The organism is Pseudomonas sp. UBA6323, from assembly GCF_002439135.1.
Classification (GTDB): domain Bacteria; phylum Pseudomonadota; class Gammaproteobacteria; order Pseudomonadales; family Pseudomonadaceae; genus Aquipseudomonas.
In genome coordinates this window covers 1-14,961 of sequence record NZ_DJSX01000076.1, presented here as the reverse complement: position 1 = coordinate 14,961, position 14,961 = coordinate 1, and the positions used below count along the sequence as shown (strand labels likewise).

Sequence of the window (14,961 nt, the reverse complement as noted above, 5' to 3'; positions counted from 1 at the left end):
TCATGGGTGTGATCTCCAGGGATGCAGGAAGAGAGGCTTCCCGCCGCGAAGGCGGGAAGCTGCTGGGAGATCAGTGCCGGACAGCCTTGCGACCCGACAACAGGCACTGCACTCGGATGCGGCGCCAGCTCCCGTCGTCGATCAGCCGTTCCAGCGTCTCGCCGAGGGTGTCGAAGAACACCTCATCGACCCGTTCAATCAGCTCGCCGTCGCGGCGCAGCTCCACCGCGTAGAGGTCGAGGCCACGCTCATACAGCACGGTGACGCAACCCTGGAACTTCATCGTGGCGACGGTGAAGCCGATGGCCGGCGGCGTGCGGATGATGTCGGCGGGCAGCGGATCGACCCAGGTGATGTCCCGCGCACCGGCATCCACCAGCATGTGGGTGATGCGCCGGAAGCCGTCGGGAGCGGGCAACTGCTCCAGTTGGTCGACCAGTTCCTGCAGCTCGGGGCAGCGCGGCTCGGGGATCGGCAGCTTCGCCGGTGCGGAACCGAGCACGAACCGCTTCACCGTGTAGGGCTGGCCGTCGGCGGTGAACTCGGTCTGCTCTTCGGGCGTGTCCGCCCGCTGACCGTCGAAGCGGCGTCTGACATAGGGTTCGACCTGCACCTTGGCGCCCTCGTCGGGCACGTCGGTGACGAGCGCCTTGTCGAGCACGGCGAACTCGGCCCGCCCCGTCTTGACGACGATGGCCTCGTCGGTGGTGGCGATGACCTTGCCCTCGAAAGGCTTGGGATCGACGTGGAAGCCCAGCGTCGAAACCTTGGGCTGACCATCGAAGATGTTGAACTTGAAGCTGCGGACGTTGGAAGGCACGTGGCCGCGAACCAGCGTCGTCATCTGTGCACGGATGGCTTGGGTATTCATTGGGAAGCTCCTTGTGGCAATCCAAGGAACTCCCGCCCGCAAGGGAGGTGTGTCCCTTGGGGTGAGGTGGATGGACGCGACATGCGCCCCGGGGAAGGAAAAACAACCAGCGCGGCGAACCGCACCGCAGCCTCGAAAGTCTCGACTGCCTGGGCATGCTTGCCGGCAACGCCAGCGAACATGCGATCAGCGTGCGGCAGACGCAGGCCAGCGTCGCGAGGGAATCGGCACTGCGCCGCCACCGACTTCCCCAAGAGAACGAGCCCCGCGTGGAGGCTCGTGAGGTGGTGTCAGTCGTCGTAGATCGGCAGTCCGTCCAGCACCTGCGCATCGGCATCGAAGACCAGCATGCGCACGTCGGCGAGCGCGGCCAGGTGCAGCACCTGCATCAAGGATTCCGGCATGCCCTTCTTGCGGTGCTCCTGCATCAGCCGCTTGGCCGTGATGCCTTCGACCGCGCGCAGGTTCTCGTCGGTCCAGGGCGTGGCGATCAGCTTCACGCCGATTGCCGGGCTGTACGGGATGCGGAAAGCGATGAACAGGAAAAGCGTCGGCGTGGCGATGTCCGCCAGCTCGGCGAGGAAGCGATGAGCCTCGGTGTCGAGGTGCCCGCTGCTGATCTCGCAGCACCGGCTGTAGAAGCCGGTTTCATAGCGCAGGCGCCGCATTACCTCGCGTGCGGCTTCGTCGGAGTAGGTATCGCCGACGTGCAGCGGCTTGCCTTCTTCCTGGGCCATGACGGCGTAGACCACGTTGCGCGCGAGCCCGTGGCTGGGGCATTGCGCCTGCAATTCATCGGGGACCGCCGGGTCCTCGGTAATCAGCACGAAGTCGTCCGAGAAGATGCAGGCCCGCCGTTCGAGCTGGCTGTCCGGCAGATTCGACTGCGAAGGATGCAGCGGCAGGTAGGTCAGCGGGCAATCGTCGTCGTAGGAGATGGCAATCAGCCGCTGGACGGACAGGCCGTCGTAGCCACGGACAAAGGGATTGTTGTTCGAGTAGGACATGGGATTTCTCCAGCAGAGGATGGCCGAGGCAATCCCCTGCTGGGGATTGAACCCCAGCGGGTGGATAAAGTGGCCGCGGTCAGCCGGCAGCGGCGGAGGACGGGTCGGTGAGCAGGCGGTCAGCGACGGTTCTGCGCAGGCGTGCGCGAACCTGGTCGTCGGTGATGGCCGCCAGAAGCGCCAGCGTTTCGTTGGCAATTCGGTTGGCCGCCGCCGCAAGGTCGCCGGCCAGGATTGCGGTGCGCAGTTCCGCGCCGAGTTGCAGCGCATGCGTGGATTCGCTCGATACCGTCAGCTCGCGGCTGATGAAGCAACCATGCCCGCCGAACTCGAAAAGCCGTGGGCGGCTGCAACGCCAGCATCCTTCGAGCTGGATGGCGACCAGGTGATGGCCGTCGTCGAAGCACGTGCCGATCAGGAACAGCGCGTCGAGGTCTGCGCTGCCCTCAAACGGGTGGTGCTCGATGAGATTGGCGAGGTCTTGGTTCTGGTCGGCGCCGAAGTGCGGGGCGATCAGGTCGATAAGGACAGGCATCGACAGTTCGGCGTCACGGTCTTCGCCATCCTCGCCTTCGGCGTCGTCCGGTGCGGGCAGATCGAGCTGAGCGGCCAGCGTCAGCAGACCGTCGAGCACGTCGCTCCATTGCGGATCGTTGATCTCGGCGAGGCGAGCGATATAAGTCTTCCCGTTGCCGGGATAGCTCGCATCGGGGCGAAAGGCGCCGAACAACGCGGAGATGACCGGCGTCACCCGGTCGAGAATGAGGACGCCGGTGGCGTCGGAGTAGGTGTTGGCCATGAAGGACTGCTTGCGATTAAAGGCGCGGAGCCCTCGCCCCTGGCGGACGAAGGCATCCGCAGGGACATCCCGAGGCCGCAAGGGCTCCGGGTGGAAGGAGGGACATGGCCCCTGGCGGGACGCATGCCCTCGTGGGGTCGGAAGAAAAGAACGTCGGTGCGCCGCAGCGCGGCTCACCAGCCGTTGTAGTTGAGCGTCAGGTCGGCGATGACCTTGCGCCGTTCCAGATCGAGGCCGCCCAGGTCGGACAGACCCTCGAAGCCGCAACGCTTGAGCATCGCGCCGCCCTCGCGGGCGTTGTAGAAGCTCACCATCGCGGACAGGAACATCCGCTGGCCGCTGCTCAGGACGCCGAGGGCGTCGTTGAGCATCAGCAGCTTGGGCCGCAGATCACACTTGGTGGTGGCACGCTGCAGGCCCTCGCGGGTGCCGTCGCCGAACCATTCGGCACCGGCGATGTTGACGCCGCGCTTCCACGCCTCGAAGAAGGCTTGGGGCGCGGCGGCGAAGTGCTGGTGTTCCAGCTCGATCTGATCAAGTACCTCTTGAGGCAGGGCACGGTTCATGACATGGGCTCCAGATGTTTGGAATCACGGGTTGAGGCGCTGCTGCCAGCGGCCCGTTTTCAGGGCGTGGTCGGCGGCGTGGTGCGAGCGGAAGTAGCTGACCGACTCGCGCGAGACCGGGCCGTCCGCATCGGCGGTGCCGATGTAGTGGCCGGCTGCGCTGCAAAGCACCTGCAGGGGCAGGCGCTTGCCGACGTAGGCCAGGGCCTGGTAGCCGATGGATTCGGCGCGGGCCTGTTCAGCGCTCAAGAGCGCCGATGCGAACGCAAGGGACATGGTTTTCTCCTGGTGGTTGAAAGACCGGGAGCACCACGCCCTGACGGGAGCGGAAGACTCCCGAAGGGTTGAACATGAACGGCATCGGCGTCGTGAAACGCCCGTCCGCGGTGGTCGATGCGAAGCGGACTGGTGGGTCGCGCGAGAGGATTCCCGCGGCAGCCGAAAGACCCAGGCTGCTGGCATGTGCTGATCAGGTCAGCAACACGTGCCGCAAAGCATCACGTTGGGGCACGTTCTGCGTCACGGGGGAATCGGTTCCCGCCTCGTCCCTGATTGCTGCTGGGTGTTGTTCAATGATTCGATAAATGTTGTATCGTTGAACAATGAACGAGACCCAAGCCATTTCCTCCCTGGGCGCCCTGGCTCACACCCAGCGCCTCCGCGTGTTCCGCGCCCTGGTCGTCGCCGGCCCCGAAGGGCTCACGCCCAGCGTCCTGGCCGACCAGCTCGACGTGGCCCGCAACACGCTGTCCTTCCACCTGAAGGAGCTGGCCCATGCCGGCCTGGTCAGCATCGAACAGCAGGGCCGCAACCTGATCTACCGCGCCGACTTGGCCCACATGAATGGGCTGCTCGGCTACCTGACCGAGCACTGCTGCCAAGGCGGCGTGTGCGAGGCCAACGAATCCACCCGCGCCTGCACCACCTGCTGAAAGGAACCTTTCCATGAAACGCTTTCACGTCCACCTGCATGTCGATGACCTGGACCGCAGCATCGGCTTCTATTCCCAACTGTTCGCTGCGCAGCCGGCACGCATCGAGACCGACTACGCGAAGTGGATGCTCGAAGACCCGCCGGTCAACTTCGCCATCTCCACGCGCGGCAGCAAGCCGGGCATCGACCACCTGGGCATCCAGACCGACGATGCCGACGAACTCGCTGCCGTGAAAGCCCGCGCGAAGGGCCGCCGACATGGCGCTGCTCGACGAAGGCACCACGACCTGCTGCTACGCGCGCAGCGAGAAGCACTGGATCACCGACCCGCAAGGCGTGGCCTGGGAGCACTTCCACAAGCTGGGCAGCATCCCCGTATTCAACGAAGCGCCGCAGCCCGCGCCGGGCACCGCTCCGGCCTGCTGCGCGCCGAGGGATAGCCGGGCTACCGCGAAGCAGGCTTCTTCCTGCTGCTGACGCGAGGCGCGCATGACAACGGAAAAAACCTACAACGCGCTGTTCATCTGCACCGGCAATTCGGCGCGTTCCATCCTGGCGGAAGGCATCCTCGACGAGCTGGGCCAAGGGCGGTTCCGCGCCTATTCGGCAGGGAGCCACCCCAAGGGCGAAGTCCATCCGCTGGCGCTCGCCACGCTGGAGCGCCTGCACCTGCCGACGACCGGCTTCTGCAGCAAGAGCTGGGACGAATTCGTGGCGCCCGGCGCGCCGGTGTTCGATTTCATCTTCACCGTCTGCGACAACGCCGCCGGCGAGGTGTGCCCCGTCTGGCCGGGCAAGCCGGTCTCGGCCCATTGGGGCGTGCCCGATCCGGCCGCCGTCGAAGGCAGCGAGGAACAGCAGCGCAAGGCGTTCATGGACGCTGCGTTGACGCTCAAGCGTCGCATCGAGCTGTTCCTGTCGCTGCCGCTCCAACGGCTCGATGCCATGTCGCTGCAGCACGAGCTGCGCGCCATCGGCAAGCAGTGAGGTAGCGCGATGGCCGTACAGACCGAAGCCGTTGCCGCCACGCCATCGTTCTCGATGAGCATCTTCGAGCGCTACCTGACGGTGTGGGTGCTGCTGTGCATCGTCGCCGGCATCGCCCTGGGCCAGTTCGCGCCCGGCGCATTCCAGGCCGTCGGCCGCATGGAAGTGGCCCAAGTCAACCTCCCGGTTGGCCTGCTGATCTGGATCATGGTGATCCCCATGCTGCTCAAGGTGGACTTCGGCGCGCTCGGCCAGGTCCGCCAGCATTGGCGCGGCATCGGCGTGACGCTGTTCGTCAATTGGGCGGTCAAGCCGTTCTCGATGGCGCTGCTGGCCTGGCTGTTCATCCGCCACGTCTTCGCCGACTGGCTCCCGGCCGACCAGCTCGACAGCTACGTCGCCGGCCTGATCCTGCTGGCCGCCGCGCCCTGCACGGCGATGGTGTTCGTCTTGAGCCGGCTGACCGGCGGCGATCCGATGTTCACGCTGTCGCAGGTGGCCTTGAACGACACCATCATGGTGTTCGCCTTCGCGCCCATCGTCGCCCTGCTGCTCGGCCTGTCCTCGATCGTCGTGCCGTGGAACACGCTGCTGATCTCGGTGGTGCTCTACATCGTCATCCCGGTCATCATCGCCCAGGTATGGCGCCGCTCGCTGCTGCGTCGTGGACAGGCTGTGTTCGACCGAGCGCTGGAACGCATCGGCCCACTGTCCATCGCCGCGCTGCTGTTGACCCTGGTGCTGCTGTTCGCCTTCCAGGGCCAGGCCATCCTGCAGCAGCCGCTGGTCATCGCCATGCTAGCCGTGCCGATCCTGATCCAGGTGTTCTTCAATTCCGGCCTGGCCTACTGGCTCAACCGCCGTGTCGGCGAGAAGCACAACATCGCCTGTCCCTCCGCGCTGATCGGTGCCTCCAACTTCTTCGAGCTGGCCGTGGCGGCCGCCATCAGTCTGTTCGGCTTCCACTCTGGCGCCGCGCTGGCCACCGTGGTCGGCGTGCTGATCGAGGTGCCGGTGATGCTGCTGGTGGTGCGCGTAGTCAACCGTACCCGCGACTGGTACGAACAGGCCCCGCGCAATGTAGTGAGGCATCCGGCATGAGCACCGTCACGATCTACCACAACCCGGACTGCGGCACGTCGCGCAACACGCTGGCGCTGATCCGCGCCAGCGGCATCGAGCCCACAGTCATCGAGTACGTGAAAGCACCGCCCGACCGCGAGACCTTGAAGGCGCTGATTGCGCGGATGGGCATGCGCGTGCGGGACGTCTTGCGCGTCAAGGGAACGCCCTACAAGGAACCGAACCTGGATGCAGCGCATTGGAGCGACGACCAGTTGATCGACCAGATGCTGGCGCACCCGATCCTCATCAATCGGCCCATCGTGGTGTCTCCCTTGGGCGCGCGGCTGTGTCGCCCTTCGGACATGGTGATCGAGCTGCTGCCGCAGCGACCGGCGGGTGAGATTTGGAAGGAAGACGGCGCGACGCTCCTGGTGGACACGCCGATCGCCGGCAGCGATCCGGACCTTGCGCTGGCGCTGCACGAGGCCGGTCTTCCCACCGACGACCTGACCGAGCCGGGGCGTCGCTTCTTCGCCTATGCCACCGTGTCAGGTGAGCGCATGGGCTTCGGCGGCTTCGAGCACACGGGCCAGGACGTGCTGGTGCGCTCCCTGGTGGTGCTGCCACAAGCACGCCATCGCGGCATCGGCAGCGGCATGCTCGCGCTGTTGCTGCGCCGCGCCTTCGATGAAGGCGGACGCCAAGCCTGGTTGCTGACGACGACGGCAGCGCCGTTCTTCGAGCGTGCGGGCTTCAAGCCTGCGGAGCGCACTGCCGCGCCGGCGGCGATCCTTGCCACACGGCAGGCCGCGAGCCTGTGTCCTTCGAGTGCTGCGCTGCTCAACCGCCGCATGACGTTGTGATGCAGTCTCGCAAGACTGTGCCGGGGCGGGGATGAATCCGTAGATGGAACAAGCGCCGAAGGTCACGCAGACCTTCGGCTGGAGAGGAAGCAAACCACCTGTGGGCTGTTGCAGGCCAGGCCGTCGTCAAAGCCATTCGCTGCGTCAGCAATCTCACCCGGCCCGTTTCGTGGCTGGGGGCCGGAATCCTCTGGCGTGCATCCACACACAAAGGGAGCCCGTTGTTCCGCCGGCGGGCACCGGCACCGAATACCGACGACCGCAAGCGGTCTCCTGGCGCCTCGCAGTTTTGCACACCAAGGCGTCAGGAGACCGCTCGCGTATCGGCGGAAGCACCTCGATCAGGGGAACCGCGGCGAACGCGATCCGGGGAGAAATGACCTTCTCGCCCAGCAGGCCGTGATGGGCCTGCAGGACGCGCACACCGTTGCAGAAGGGAACGCGCGCTGGGGAGTCCCGCGGGGTGCGGGAAGTTTGCCCCGCCGTCGGCAGCAGCCGGCGTGGCAGAGGGAAACGTGGGCGTCAGCTCGCCTTCGGAGACCGACGCCGCGGGCTTGGCGCTGCGGGCTTGCCTGTCGCGGTTTCGACCGGCTCCGTGCCCTTGCAGTCCGGGTAGCGGCTGCACGACCAGAACGCGCCGTTCTTGCCAGTGCGCTGGCGCATCGGGGCGCCGCACTGCGGGCAGCTCGGCGCGGGCGGCAGCTTGAGGGGGAGCGTTGCGCCGCGGTACTGCTGCACGAGCTGGGCGACCCAGGCCGATTGCTTGGCGATGAAGGTGTCCAGCGTCATCTGGCCGGCCTCGATCATGTCCAGCGCCTGCTCCCACACCGCCGTCGTGCCCGGATCGGCGATGGCCGCCGGCACCGCGTCGATCAGCGTGAAAGCCGCATCCGATGCGCGGATGGCACGGCCCTTCTTCACAAGATAGCCGCGTGCCAGCAAGGCGCTGATGACGTTGGCGCGCGTGGCCTCGGTGCCGATGCCCGTGGTGTCCTTGAGCTTCTGCTTCAGGCGTGGGTCGGTCACGAGCTTGGCGACGCCCTTCATGGCTTTGACCAGCTCGCCCTGCGTGTAGGGCTTGGGCGGCAGCGTCTTCAACGCCTTCAGATCGACCTGGCCGACCTGGCAGGAAGCTCCAGCACGCAGCGCCGGCAGCACCTGGCCGCGCTGCGCTTCCTCGCCGTCCGCGTCGTCGGGCTCCGGCGCCGCCAGTACCTGGCGCCATCCGGCCACCGCGATCTGCTTACCGACCGCGACCAGCGACTGCCCGCCGCACGTAAGCTGCGCCACCGTCCGGTCGAATTCGTGGTGCGGCAGGAACTGCGCGAGGTAGTGGGCGCGGATCAGCCTGTAGACGGCCAGCTCCTTGTCGCTCATCGCCGAGAGGTTCGCCGGTTCCAGCGTGGGAATGATGCCGTGGTGCGCCGTGACCTTGCCGTCGTTCCAGGCCCGCGAACGCTGCTGGCGATCCAGGCGGTCGATCAGCGGGCGCAGGCCGGGGTCGGTCTTGAGCAGGCTGTCGAGTACGGTGGGCACCTCGGCCAACATACTCTCGGGCAGGTAGCCTGAGTCCGAGCGCGGATAGGTGGTCGCCTTGTGCGTCTCGTACAGCGCCTGGGCAATGTCCAGCGTCTCCTGCACGTCCAGACCCAACTGCTTCGAGCACACCTCCTGCAGCGTGCCGAGGTCGAACGGCAGCGGCGGCCCTTCGCGCACGCGCTCTGTTTCCACCGACAGCACCTGGGCGGCACCGGCCGCGCGCAGGCGCTCGGCAGCCTGCTGCGCCACCGGCTGTTGCAGGCAGCGGCCGGCGTCGTCGGTGCTGCCCTGCGGCGGCGTCCAGCTTGCGACGAAGGACTGGCCCGCATGTGAGAGTGCAACCTCGATGGCCCAGAACGGCACCGAAACGAAACGCGCGATCTCGCGGTCACGGTCCACCACCAGCTTGAGCGTCGGTGTCTGCACGCGCCCGACCGACAGCACGCCGGTGTAGCCGGCCTGGCGCCCGAGCAACGTGAACAGGCGGCTCAGGTTCATCCCGATCAGCCAGTCGGCACGCGATCGGGCGAGCGCGGAGAAGTAAAGCGGCAGCGTCTCGGCGGACGGCTTGAGCGTGCCCAGGGCCTTGCGGATCGACGCATCGTTGAGCGCCGACAGCCACAGGCGCTGGATCGGGCCGCGGTAGCCGCACAGCTCGATGATCTCGCGGGCAATCATCTCGCCCTCGCGGTCGGCGTCGGTCGCGATCACCAGTTCGCCCGCCTTGGCGACGAGCTGCTGCACGACCTTGAACTGCGCCGCGGTCGCCGCCTTGGGCTCGACACGCCAACGCTCAGGAAGAATAGGCAGTTGCTCGATGCCCCAGCGCTTGTACTGCTCGCCGTAGCCTTCGGGCGGAACCGCTTCGACCAGATGACCGATGCACCAGGTCACGACGACACCCGCACCGCTGTAGCAGCCGTTGCCGCGTTGGCCGGCGCCCAGCACACGGGCGATGTCCTTGCCCTGGGACGGCTTCTCGCACAGGAACACGCGCATGAAGCCTCCTTGGAAGTGTGCGGTCATCGGATGGCCCCAGCTTGGCCGGGCCAGCGGATGACGGCAGCAAGGAAGCCGATTGGCGCAGACACCGCTTTGTGATCGGCAGGCGATGCGTTGCCGCAGCGGCATGCGCGAAGCCGCAACGGCTGGCGCAGCGGGAGCGTCGTTTCGGGAGGGCGGCTGGAACCCGGTGGAACACCCTGGAGCTATCCCCTGGGGATAGCTGGTGCATGGCGGGCGTCTGACGGTTGCTACAGCCGCCCCCTGCGGGGAATCAGCCCTTGGCCTTGGTTTCCTTCGGCGCCTTCGTCCCCTTGGTCTCCTTCGGCGGCGGTACTGCGGCCTCGGGTTCCAGCGTCCTGGCGCTGAGGGTCACGGCCTGGATGCGGTACGGCAGAATGCCGATGCGGCGGGCCTCGATCTTGAAGGTCGTGCGCTCGTTGTCGTCGGTGTCCTCCCACTCGTCCTTCACCGTGCGGCCTTCTACCAGCACGCGCATGCCCTTCTGGTACAGGTCTTTCCAGTGGTCGGCGTCGCGGTGCCACAGCTCCACCGGCGCCCAGAAGCCGCCGCGGTCCTCGAATTCACCGTCCTTCTTTGGGATCGGGTTGTCGAAGTAGACGTTCAGGCGCAGCAGCCGGCGCGGCTCGTCGTTGCCGTTAGGGAATTCGCGATAGTCCGGCGCGGAACCGATGTTGCCCTCGCCGACGAAGTGCGTGCTCATGGAGACTCCTTGGGGGTGGTGGATGGAACCGACGCGGCATGCCCGTGGACACGTCGCAGGTAAGCCGCTTCGGCCTGCGCGGCCTTGCTGGCGCACTCCTGGGCCTGGCGGCCCAGCGTGTGAAGGAGGCTGATCTGCATGTTCAAAGCGATGCGCTGCAGCTCCATCGCGTACAGGTCGTCGATCAGCGAGGCCGGCGTCGCCGGGCGGTCGAGCAGCGATTCCCACAGCGCCACGCCCATGGAAGAACGGTCGTGGTTGCGCCAGCGCAGGAAGGTCGTGCCTGCGCCAGTGGTCTGCTGGGCCAGTTGCACGTCGAGCAGCGAGAAGGGGTAGGCCCGCGCCTGTTGCAGCACGCGCCGCTGCGCCAGCCCGATTAAGTCGTCGCGCAGCGCCGTGCACTGGTTGGCCCAGGCCTCCAGACTCCCCTTACCTTTAAAAGGCTGTAAAAGGCCTTTTAGGTAGGAGCCGTGTTCCAGGCGCTGGAAGTCCGCCTGTTCCAGCGGCAGGAAGCGCGCCGGTTGGCCGGTGGAAGACGATGCTGTCATGCCTTCGTGCCTTCGCCGTCATGGTCGTGGTCGTCGTCCGCCACGTCGGCTGCGCCAGCGCTGGGTGCGGCATCCGCGGCTGTACCAGGCTTGCCCGACCGCCGTGCGATCGGTGGCGCAAAGCGCGAGCGGCGCGTGCCTTCGAGCACGTCCTGCGGCAACTCGCCGAACTTCTCCAGCGCCGCCCGCGCCACCGCGTTCTTCGAGGCGAAGTCGTCGCGCGTCGCGCCGGAGTAGCGGTACTGCTGTGCCAGCGAGAACAGGCTGCGCAGCGCATGCGCGCCGTCGTTGAGCCAGCGTTCCAGCGTGCTGCGGTCGATCAGCGCGGTGTGGTGGGCGAGGATCAGCTTGCGGGCCAGGTCGTCGTAGTCGGCCAGCAGGTACACCGCCATGAAGCCGAGCTGCGCATTGACGAACAGCGGCAGCTTCACCGGCTGCACGTTCATGTTCTCGCCCAGCGACAGCGCGGGCGGCACGTCGGCCAGCGCCTGGTCCACCTGCTCACGCAGCGCCTGCAAGCTGTCCTTGGTCTGCGTCAGCTTGTCCTCGATGCGCAGCATCCAGAAATCCGAGTAGGGATCGTCCTGCTCGGCGCCGCGCTTCATCTTGTTCATCACGCTGATGTAGCCGTTCAGGCCGATGATCCCGGGCCGGCCCTCGGCAGGCGCTCGGCCATGCCAGATGCGTGAAGCGTGGTGGGTGTGCAGCGTCAGCGACATCGCGCTGCGCAGCGATCCGAGATTCAACTGCAGGGGCGGCTGGGATTCATTGGCCATGGTGACGACTCGCGGTACGGGAACGAGCCGCCAGCATCGGCATCGCCCGGAAGGGCGTCAGTCAACAAACCGCAGCGGGTGCGCTCCCGGTTGTCGCCCCGGAAGGTCGCGTGTTCCGTCTATCCCCAGGGGATAGGTCCGCGCCGGGCTGCGACCGTGCGACGCATGACAGAACCGAAGCCGATGCCTGGAAGGCTTCGTGTCCCAGCTATCCCCTGGGGATAGCTGCTCAGGAATCGCCCAGGGTTGAACGCAGTTTCGCCAGGTAGGCCCGCGCTGCCTCGCGGCCAGGGCCGTTCGGCGCGGGCGGTGGCGGTGCAGACGGTGCCGGTGCGGCTGGCCGTGGCGGCGGCGCAGGCGGCGTCGATGGCGAACCGCCTTCGCCGGCCCAGGCCTTGAACTCGCCGCGGATCGCCTTCTGGATAATGCCGAACAGATAGCCGGCCGGGTTGCGTACCGCGCTGTTGCGGCAGCGCGCATCCCATTCGTCCAACACCGCCTGCCGCAGCGACTCGTCCACCTGCTGCAAGGCCACCATCGCGCCGCTTTGCTGCTCGTCCTTCAAGCGCAGCAGGCGCTCGGGCAGGCGCAGGTGCTGCAACGACTTCGCGCGCGGTACTGTACGTACTTGATTTATACGATCCATACGTACAGTACGGTCCTCCTTCGGATTCCGAAGTGAGCCGTCTGGCGCGGATTTCAGCCCTGCTTCGGATTCCGAAGACGGGCGCGCAGCATTCCGAAGAAGGGCTTCCTGGCCTTCTTCGGATTCGTGGTCCGCACCCTCCTGTGGATAACCTGGCGTCGTCCAGCCATGCCGCGCCATGCGCTGCGCCAGCACTTGCAGGCGGGTCGGCAGCGTGCGCCCGCTGAGCAGCGGGTCTTCGGCGATCTCCCGCAGCGTGTTCATGCCCACGACCTGCACCGCCTTCGCCGCGTGCGTGAGCGCCTGGCTCACCAGGCCCAGGTAGTCCGGGTCGAGCTGCATCGCCTCGAAGGGCGACAGCGGTTCGTCGTGCAGCACGTAGAGGTTGCCTTGGATACGGCCGGTCTTGGGATCGCGCCGCCGCCGCACCAGGCTGAGCCAGCGCGTCAGCCGCAGCAGCGTCAAGGCGCGCGCCACGGTCTCGTGCGAGGCTTGCGACGCACAGGGCATGGACGCCAGATATGGGCGGAGCTGGTCGTAGGTGGGAAAGGCGGTCACGCCGTCGTCGTTGAGCTGCAGGCGGAACACCTGCCAGGCATTGCGCTCCAGCGGCGTCAGGCGCCGGTCGAAGAACAACGCGCGCGGCACGCTCTCGTGCCGGTTGCCGCTGTAGAGAAAGCAGTCCTGGCTCGGCGCCGTGCCCTGCGCCGGTTCCTTCGGCTCAAGGTGCCGCAGCGCCTCGTCGAACAACGCCGACAGCGCAACCGGGCCATCACGCCGTGGAGCGTCGCCCGTCGTCATGACCTACACCAGCCCCTGGTCGACCCAGTTCCGTATCGCCGACCAGATCACCGACATGGGCAGGGTCATGGCCTCGGCCAGGTCCATGGTCAGCGCCAGCATCGCCATGTCGTCGTTCAGTGCGATGTGCCGCTCCGTGATGCCGGCCTTCCAGCGTTCCCACAGGGCCACGTCCTGCGCCTCGTCGAGCACCGGATGCCGACCCTTACGCTTGGGCAGCCCGAGGATGTCGCGGCGCAGCGCCACTTCCTGATGCGTGAGGCCGTAGAACTTGCTGACCATCTCCGTGCTCGCCCCCAGGCGCAGCATGCGGTCCACCGTGGCGATCTCCCGCTCCACGTCGTGCACCTGGCTCAGCAGCCGCTTCAACACTTCCCGGTTCACCGACACCGAACACCACGACACCGTGGCATTCACCAGCATGCTCACGAGTTCTGGGTGCTTCAGCGCATCCAGCTCCTCCTCGCCGAAGCCCATGGCCTTGCAGCGGCGCAACTGGCCGTTGCGCAGGTCATGCAGGGCCTGGGCGATCACGGCCTGGTTGAGCGGGTGCGGTGCCGACATACGGGAGCCTCCTGCGCTCAGGAATCCTGGCTCGCTACGCCGGCTTCCAGATCCAGCAGCCGACGCGCCAGGCGCAGCAGACGGAACAGCTTTACCAGCCCGGCATCGCTCAGGCGCGTGACCAAGCCGCCGTGACCATGCAGCAGCGGCCCAAGGTCATCGGCCAGCCGCGCGCTGTCCAGCCCGGTCGCGGGTGCCGGCGCGGTGCTCAGCGCGTGCAGCAGGGTCAGCATCGCACGCGCGAACGCCGGGAGCGCCTTCGCCTGGCCCACGGCCGGCGTCACGCAGACGAAGCCGATGCCGCCATCGCTGGCTTCGATGTGGTCGCCCACCGCCGCTTCCCCCGCGATCTCGCGAGCGAACTGCGCGATATGCACGCGCAGGCGATCCGGCACGTCCAGGCCCGGCTCGATGTACCAGACATCCGAGATGGGAAAGAGCCCGCCAACCTGCACCGGGATCGCACGCAGCGCATCTGCCTCGAAGTCGGGTAGCTTGTCGCCGAGCTGATCCGCGACCATCCGCTGGATGGACTGCAGGCGCTCGGTGGTTGGGGCCGGCGTCACGATGTGCCCCTGCAGGCGCTCGTCGCGCTGCCCGTCCCGGGCGTTTGGTGCAGCGGCAGGTGGTGCCGAGGGTGTCTCTGCCGGTGGCGCGACGGGCGAGGTGTCCCGTGGCGTTGGCGCCGCGGGCGACAGTTGCGGCGTGATGGCTGGCGCCGCAGGTGCGACAGGCGTTGCCGGGTTCGGCGCGGCCGGCTCGCTGGTCAATACTCGCTGACGGCTTTCGCTGTCATCGACCTCCAATGCCAGCGTGTCGTAGTCCGCTTCCAGCAGCTCGGCCATCTGACCCACCAGTTCGTCCTGCACGCGCTGGGGCGAGAAGCCCTCCGGCTGCGTGTCGAACTGCGACAGCACATCCTGAAACAGCGAAGCGAAGTCCACGGTCAGCGGCCGGCCCAGCGCACGCCGCTCCCAGGTGCGCTCGCACGCCTTGCGCAGCACCGCGAGCCGGTCCACCTGATGCCGGCCCAATCCGCCGTACAGCAGCGTCGGGATCGCCGGCAGCAGATAGCGCACCGCATCGTTCATGCGGCTGATGTGTGACTGCGGCACCGGATAGCCGTCGGCCGTCAGTCGCCGCGCGAGTTCGCTTTGCGACAGCGCCTGGCCGCTTTCCCGCTCGTACAACCCGCGGGCCTTCTCGATGCCCAAGGCCCGCTCGCGGAAGGCCGGGCCGCAGCGCAGGCAGGTCTCGGACAGATGCCGG

16 protein-coding genes and 2 pseudogenes are annotated in these 14,961 nt (G+C 67.0%); 6 read left to right on the top strand and 12 right to left on the bottom strand.

Going from position 1 to position 14,961, the window contains the following annotated elements:
- Positions 1-70: 70 nt before the first annotated feature.
- The 5 genes from B3P22_RS18455 to B3P22_RS18435 all read right to left on the bottom strand — a co-directional run bounded on the left by B3P22_RS18455 (position 71) and on the right by B3P22_RS18435 (position 3,519).
- Positions 71-871 (bottom strand): GTPase, encoded by an 801-nt coding sequence (locus B3P22_RS18455; protein WP_296272012.1) that lies wholly within the window; start codon positions 869-871, stop codon positions 71-73.
- Between the two features lie 290 nt (positions 872-1,161).
- On the bottom strand, positions 1,162-1,878 hold the full coding sequence (locus B3P22_RS18450; RefSeq protein ID WP_121495104.1) for an ABC transporter substrate-binding protein: 717 nt from the start codon (positions 1,876-1,878) through the stop codon (positions 1,162-1,164).
- A gap of 79 nt (positions 1,879-1,957) precedes the next feature.
- Positions 1,958-2,677 carry a hypothetical protein gene (locus tag B3P22_RS18445; protein WP_296272010.1) on the bottom strand — a complete coding sequence of 240 codons (720 nt, stop codon included), beginning with the start codon at positions 2,675-2,677 and terminating at the stop codon, positions 1,958-1,960.
- Between the two features lie 173 nt (positions 2,678-2,850).
- On the bottom strand, positions 2,851-3,243 hold the full coding sequence (locus tag B3P22_RS18440; protein ID WP_121495102.1) for a hypothetical protein: 393 nt from the start codon (positions 3,241-3,243) through the stop codon (positions 2,851-2,853).
- Positions 3,244-3,267: 24 nt separating this feature from the next.
- Positions 3,268-3,519, bottom strand: coding sequence for a hypothetical protein (locus B3P22_RS18435; RefSeq protein WP_069352951.1), 252 nt, complete (start codon positions 3,517-3,519; stop codon positions 3,268-3,270).
- A gap of 326 nt (positions 3,520-3,845) precedes the next feature.
- On the opposite strand from B3P22_RS18435, the gene B3P22_RS18430 reads away from it, so the two are divergent.
- From B3P22_RS18430 to arsN2, 6 genes and pseudogenes are all read left to right on the top strand, one after another.
- Positions 3,846-4,175 (top strand): ArsR/SmtB family transcription factor, encoded by a 330-nt coding sequence (locus B3P22_RS18430; protein WP_121495101.1) that lies wholly within the window; start codon positions 3,846-3,848, stop codon positions 4,173-4,175.
- 13 nt (positions 4,176-4,188) lie between these two features.
- Positions 4,189-4,654, top strand: a pseudogene (locus B3P22_RS18425) (ArsI/CadI family heavy metal resistance metalloenzyme).
- 12 nt (positions 4,655-4,666) lie between these two features.
- A complete protein-coding gene (locus B3P22_RS18420) occupies positions 4,667-5,164 on the top strand; it encodes an arsenate reductase ArsC (protein ID WP_121495100.1) in 498 nt (165 codons plus the stop codon).
- Positions 5,165-5,173: 9 nt separating this feature from the next.
- Positions 5,174-6,265, top strand: coding sequence for an ACR3 family arsenite efflux transporter (gene arsB, locus B3P22_RS18415; RefSeq protein WP_121495099.1), 1,092 nt, complete (start codon positions 5,174-5,176; stop codon positions 6,263-6,265).
- Positions 6,262-6,660: pseudogene (gene arsC / locus B3P22_RS18410) on the top strand (arsenate reductase (glutaredoxin)); the annotation flags it as partial. The gene arsB and the pseudogene arsC, both read left to right, overlap by 4 nt.
- The gene (gene arsN2, locus B3P22_RS18405) at positions 6,661-7,092 is read left to right on the top strand and encodes an arsenic resistance N-acetyltransferase ArsN2 (protein ID WP_419096444.1); all 432 of its coding nucleotides are present in this window, start codon (positions 6,661-6,663) and stop codon (positions 7,090-7,092) included. It abuts the pseudogene before it with no gap.
- A gap of 522 nt (positions 7,093-7,614) precedes the next feature.
- On the opposite strand, the gene B3P22_RS18400 is transcribed toward arsN2, so the two are convergent.
- From B3P22_RS18400 to B3P22_RS18370, 7 genes are all read right to left on the bottom strand, one after another.
- Positions 7,615-9,630 (bottom strand): DNA topoisomerase III, encoded by a 2,016-nt coding sequence (locus tag B3P22_RS18400; protein WP_004265528.1) that lies wholly within the window; start codon positions 9,628-9,630, stop codon positions 7,615-7,617.
- A 277-nt stretch (positions 9,631-9,907) separates the two neighbouring features.
- Complete coding sequence (locus B3P22_RS18395) at positions 9,908-10,357, bottom strand: single-stranded DNA-binding protein (RefSeq protein WP_121495097.1); 450 nt, start codon at positions 10,355-10,357, stop codon at positions 9,908-9,910.
- Positions 10,354-10,905: a DUF3158 family protein gene (locus B3P22_RS18390; RefSeq protein WP_003454894.1), complete on the bottom strand. Its 552-nt coding sequence runs from the start codon at positions 10,903-10,905 to the stop codon at positions 10,354-10,356. The genes B3P22_RS18395 and B3P22_RS18390 overlap by 4 nt, the downstream gene beginning before the upstream one ends.
- Positions 10,902-11,681, bottom strand: a complete 780-nt coding sequence (locus tag B3P22_RS18385; RefSeq protein ID WP_003454895.1) for a PFL_4669 family integrating conjugative element protein — start codon at positions 11,679-11,681, stop codon at positions 10,902-10,904. Before B3P22_RS18385 ends, B3P22_RS18390 begins: the two co-directional genes overlap by 4 nt.
- 229 nt (positions 11,682-11,910) lie before the next feature.
- Positions 11,911-13,128 carry an STY4528 family pathogenicity island replication protein gene (locus tag B3P22_RS18380; protein ID WP_296271982.1) on the bottom strand — a complete coding sequence of 406 codons (1,218 nt, stop codon included), beginning with the start codon at positions 13,126-13,128 and terminating at the stop codon, positions 11,911-11,913.
- Positions 13,129-13,131: 3 nt separating this feature from the next.
- Positions 13,132-13,692, bottom strand: coding sequence for a DUF2857 domain-containing protein (locus tag B3P22_RS18375; protein ID WP_010792177.1), 561 nt, complete (start codon positions 13,690-13,692; stop codon positions 13,132-13,134).
- A gap of 17 nt (positions 13,693-13,709) precedes the next feature.
- Positions 13,710-14,961 (bottom strand): ParB family protein (locus tag B3P22_RS18370; protein ID WP_296271975.1); only part of this gene is annotated, 1,252 nt, incomplete at its 5' end.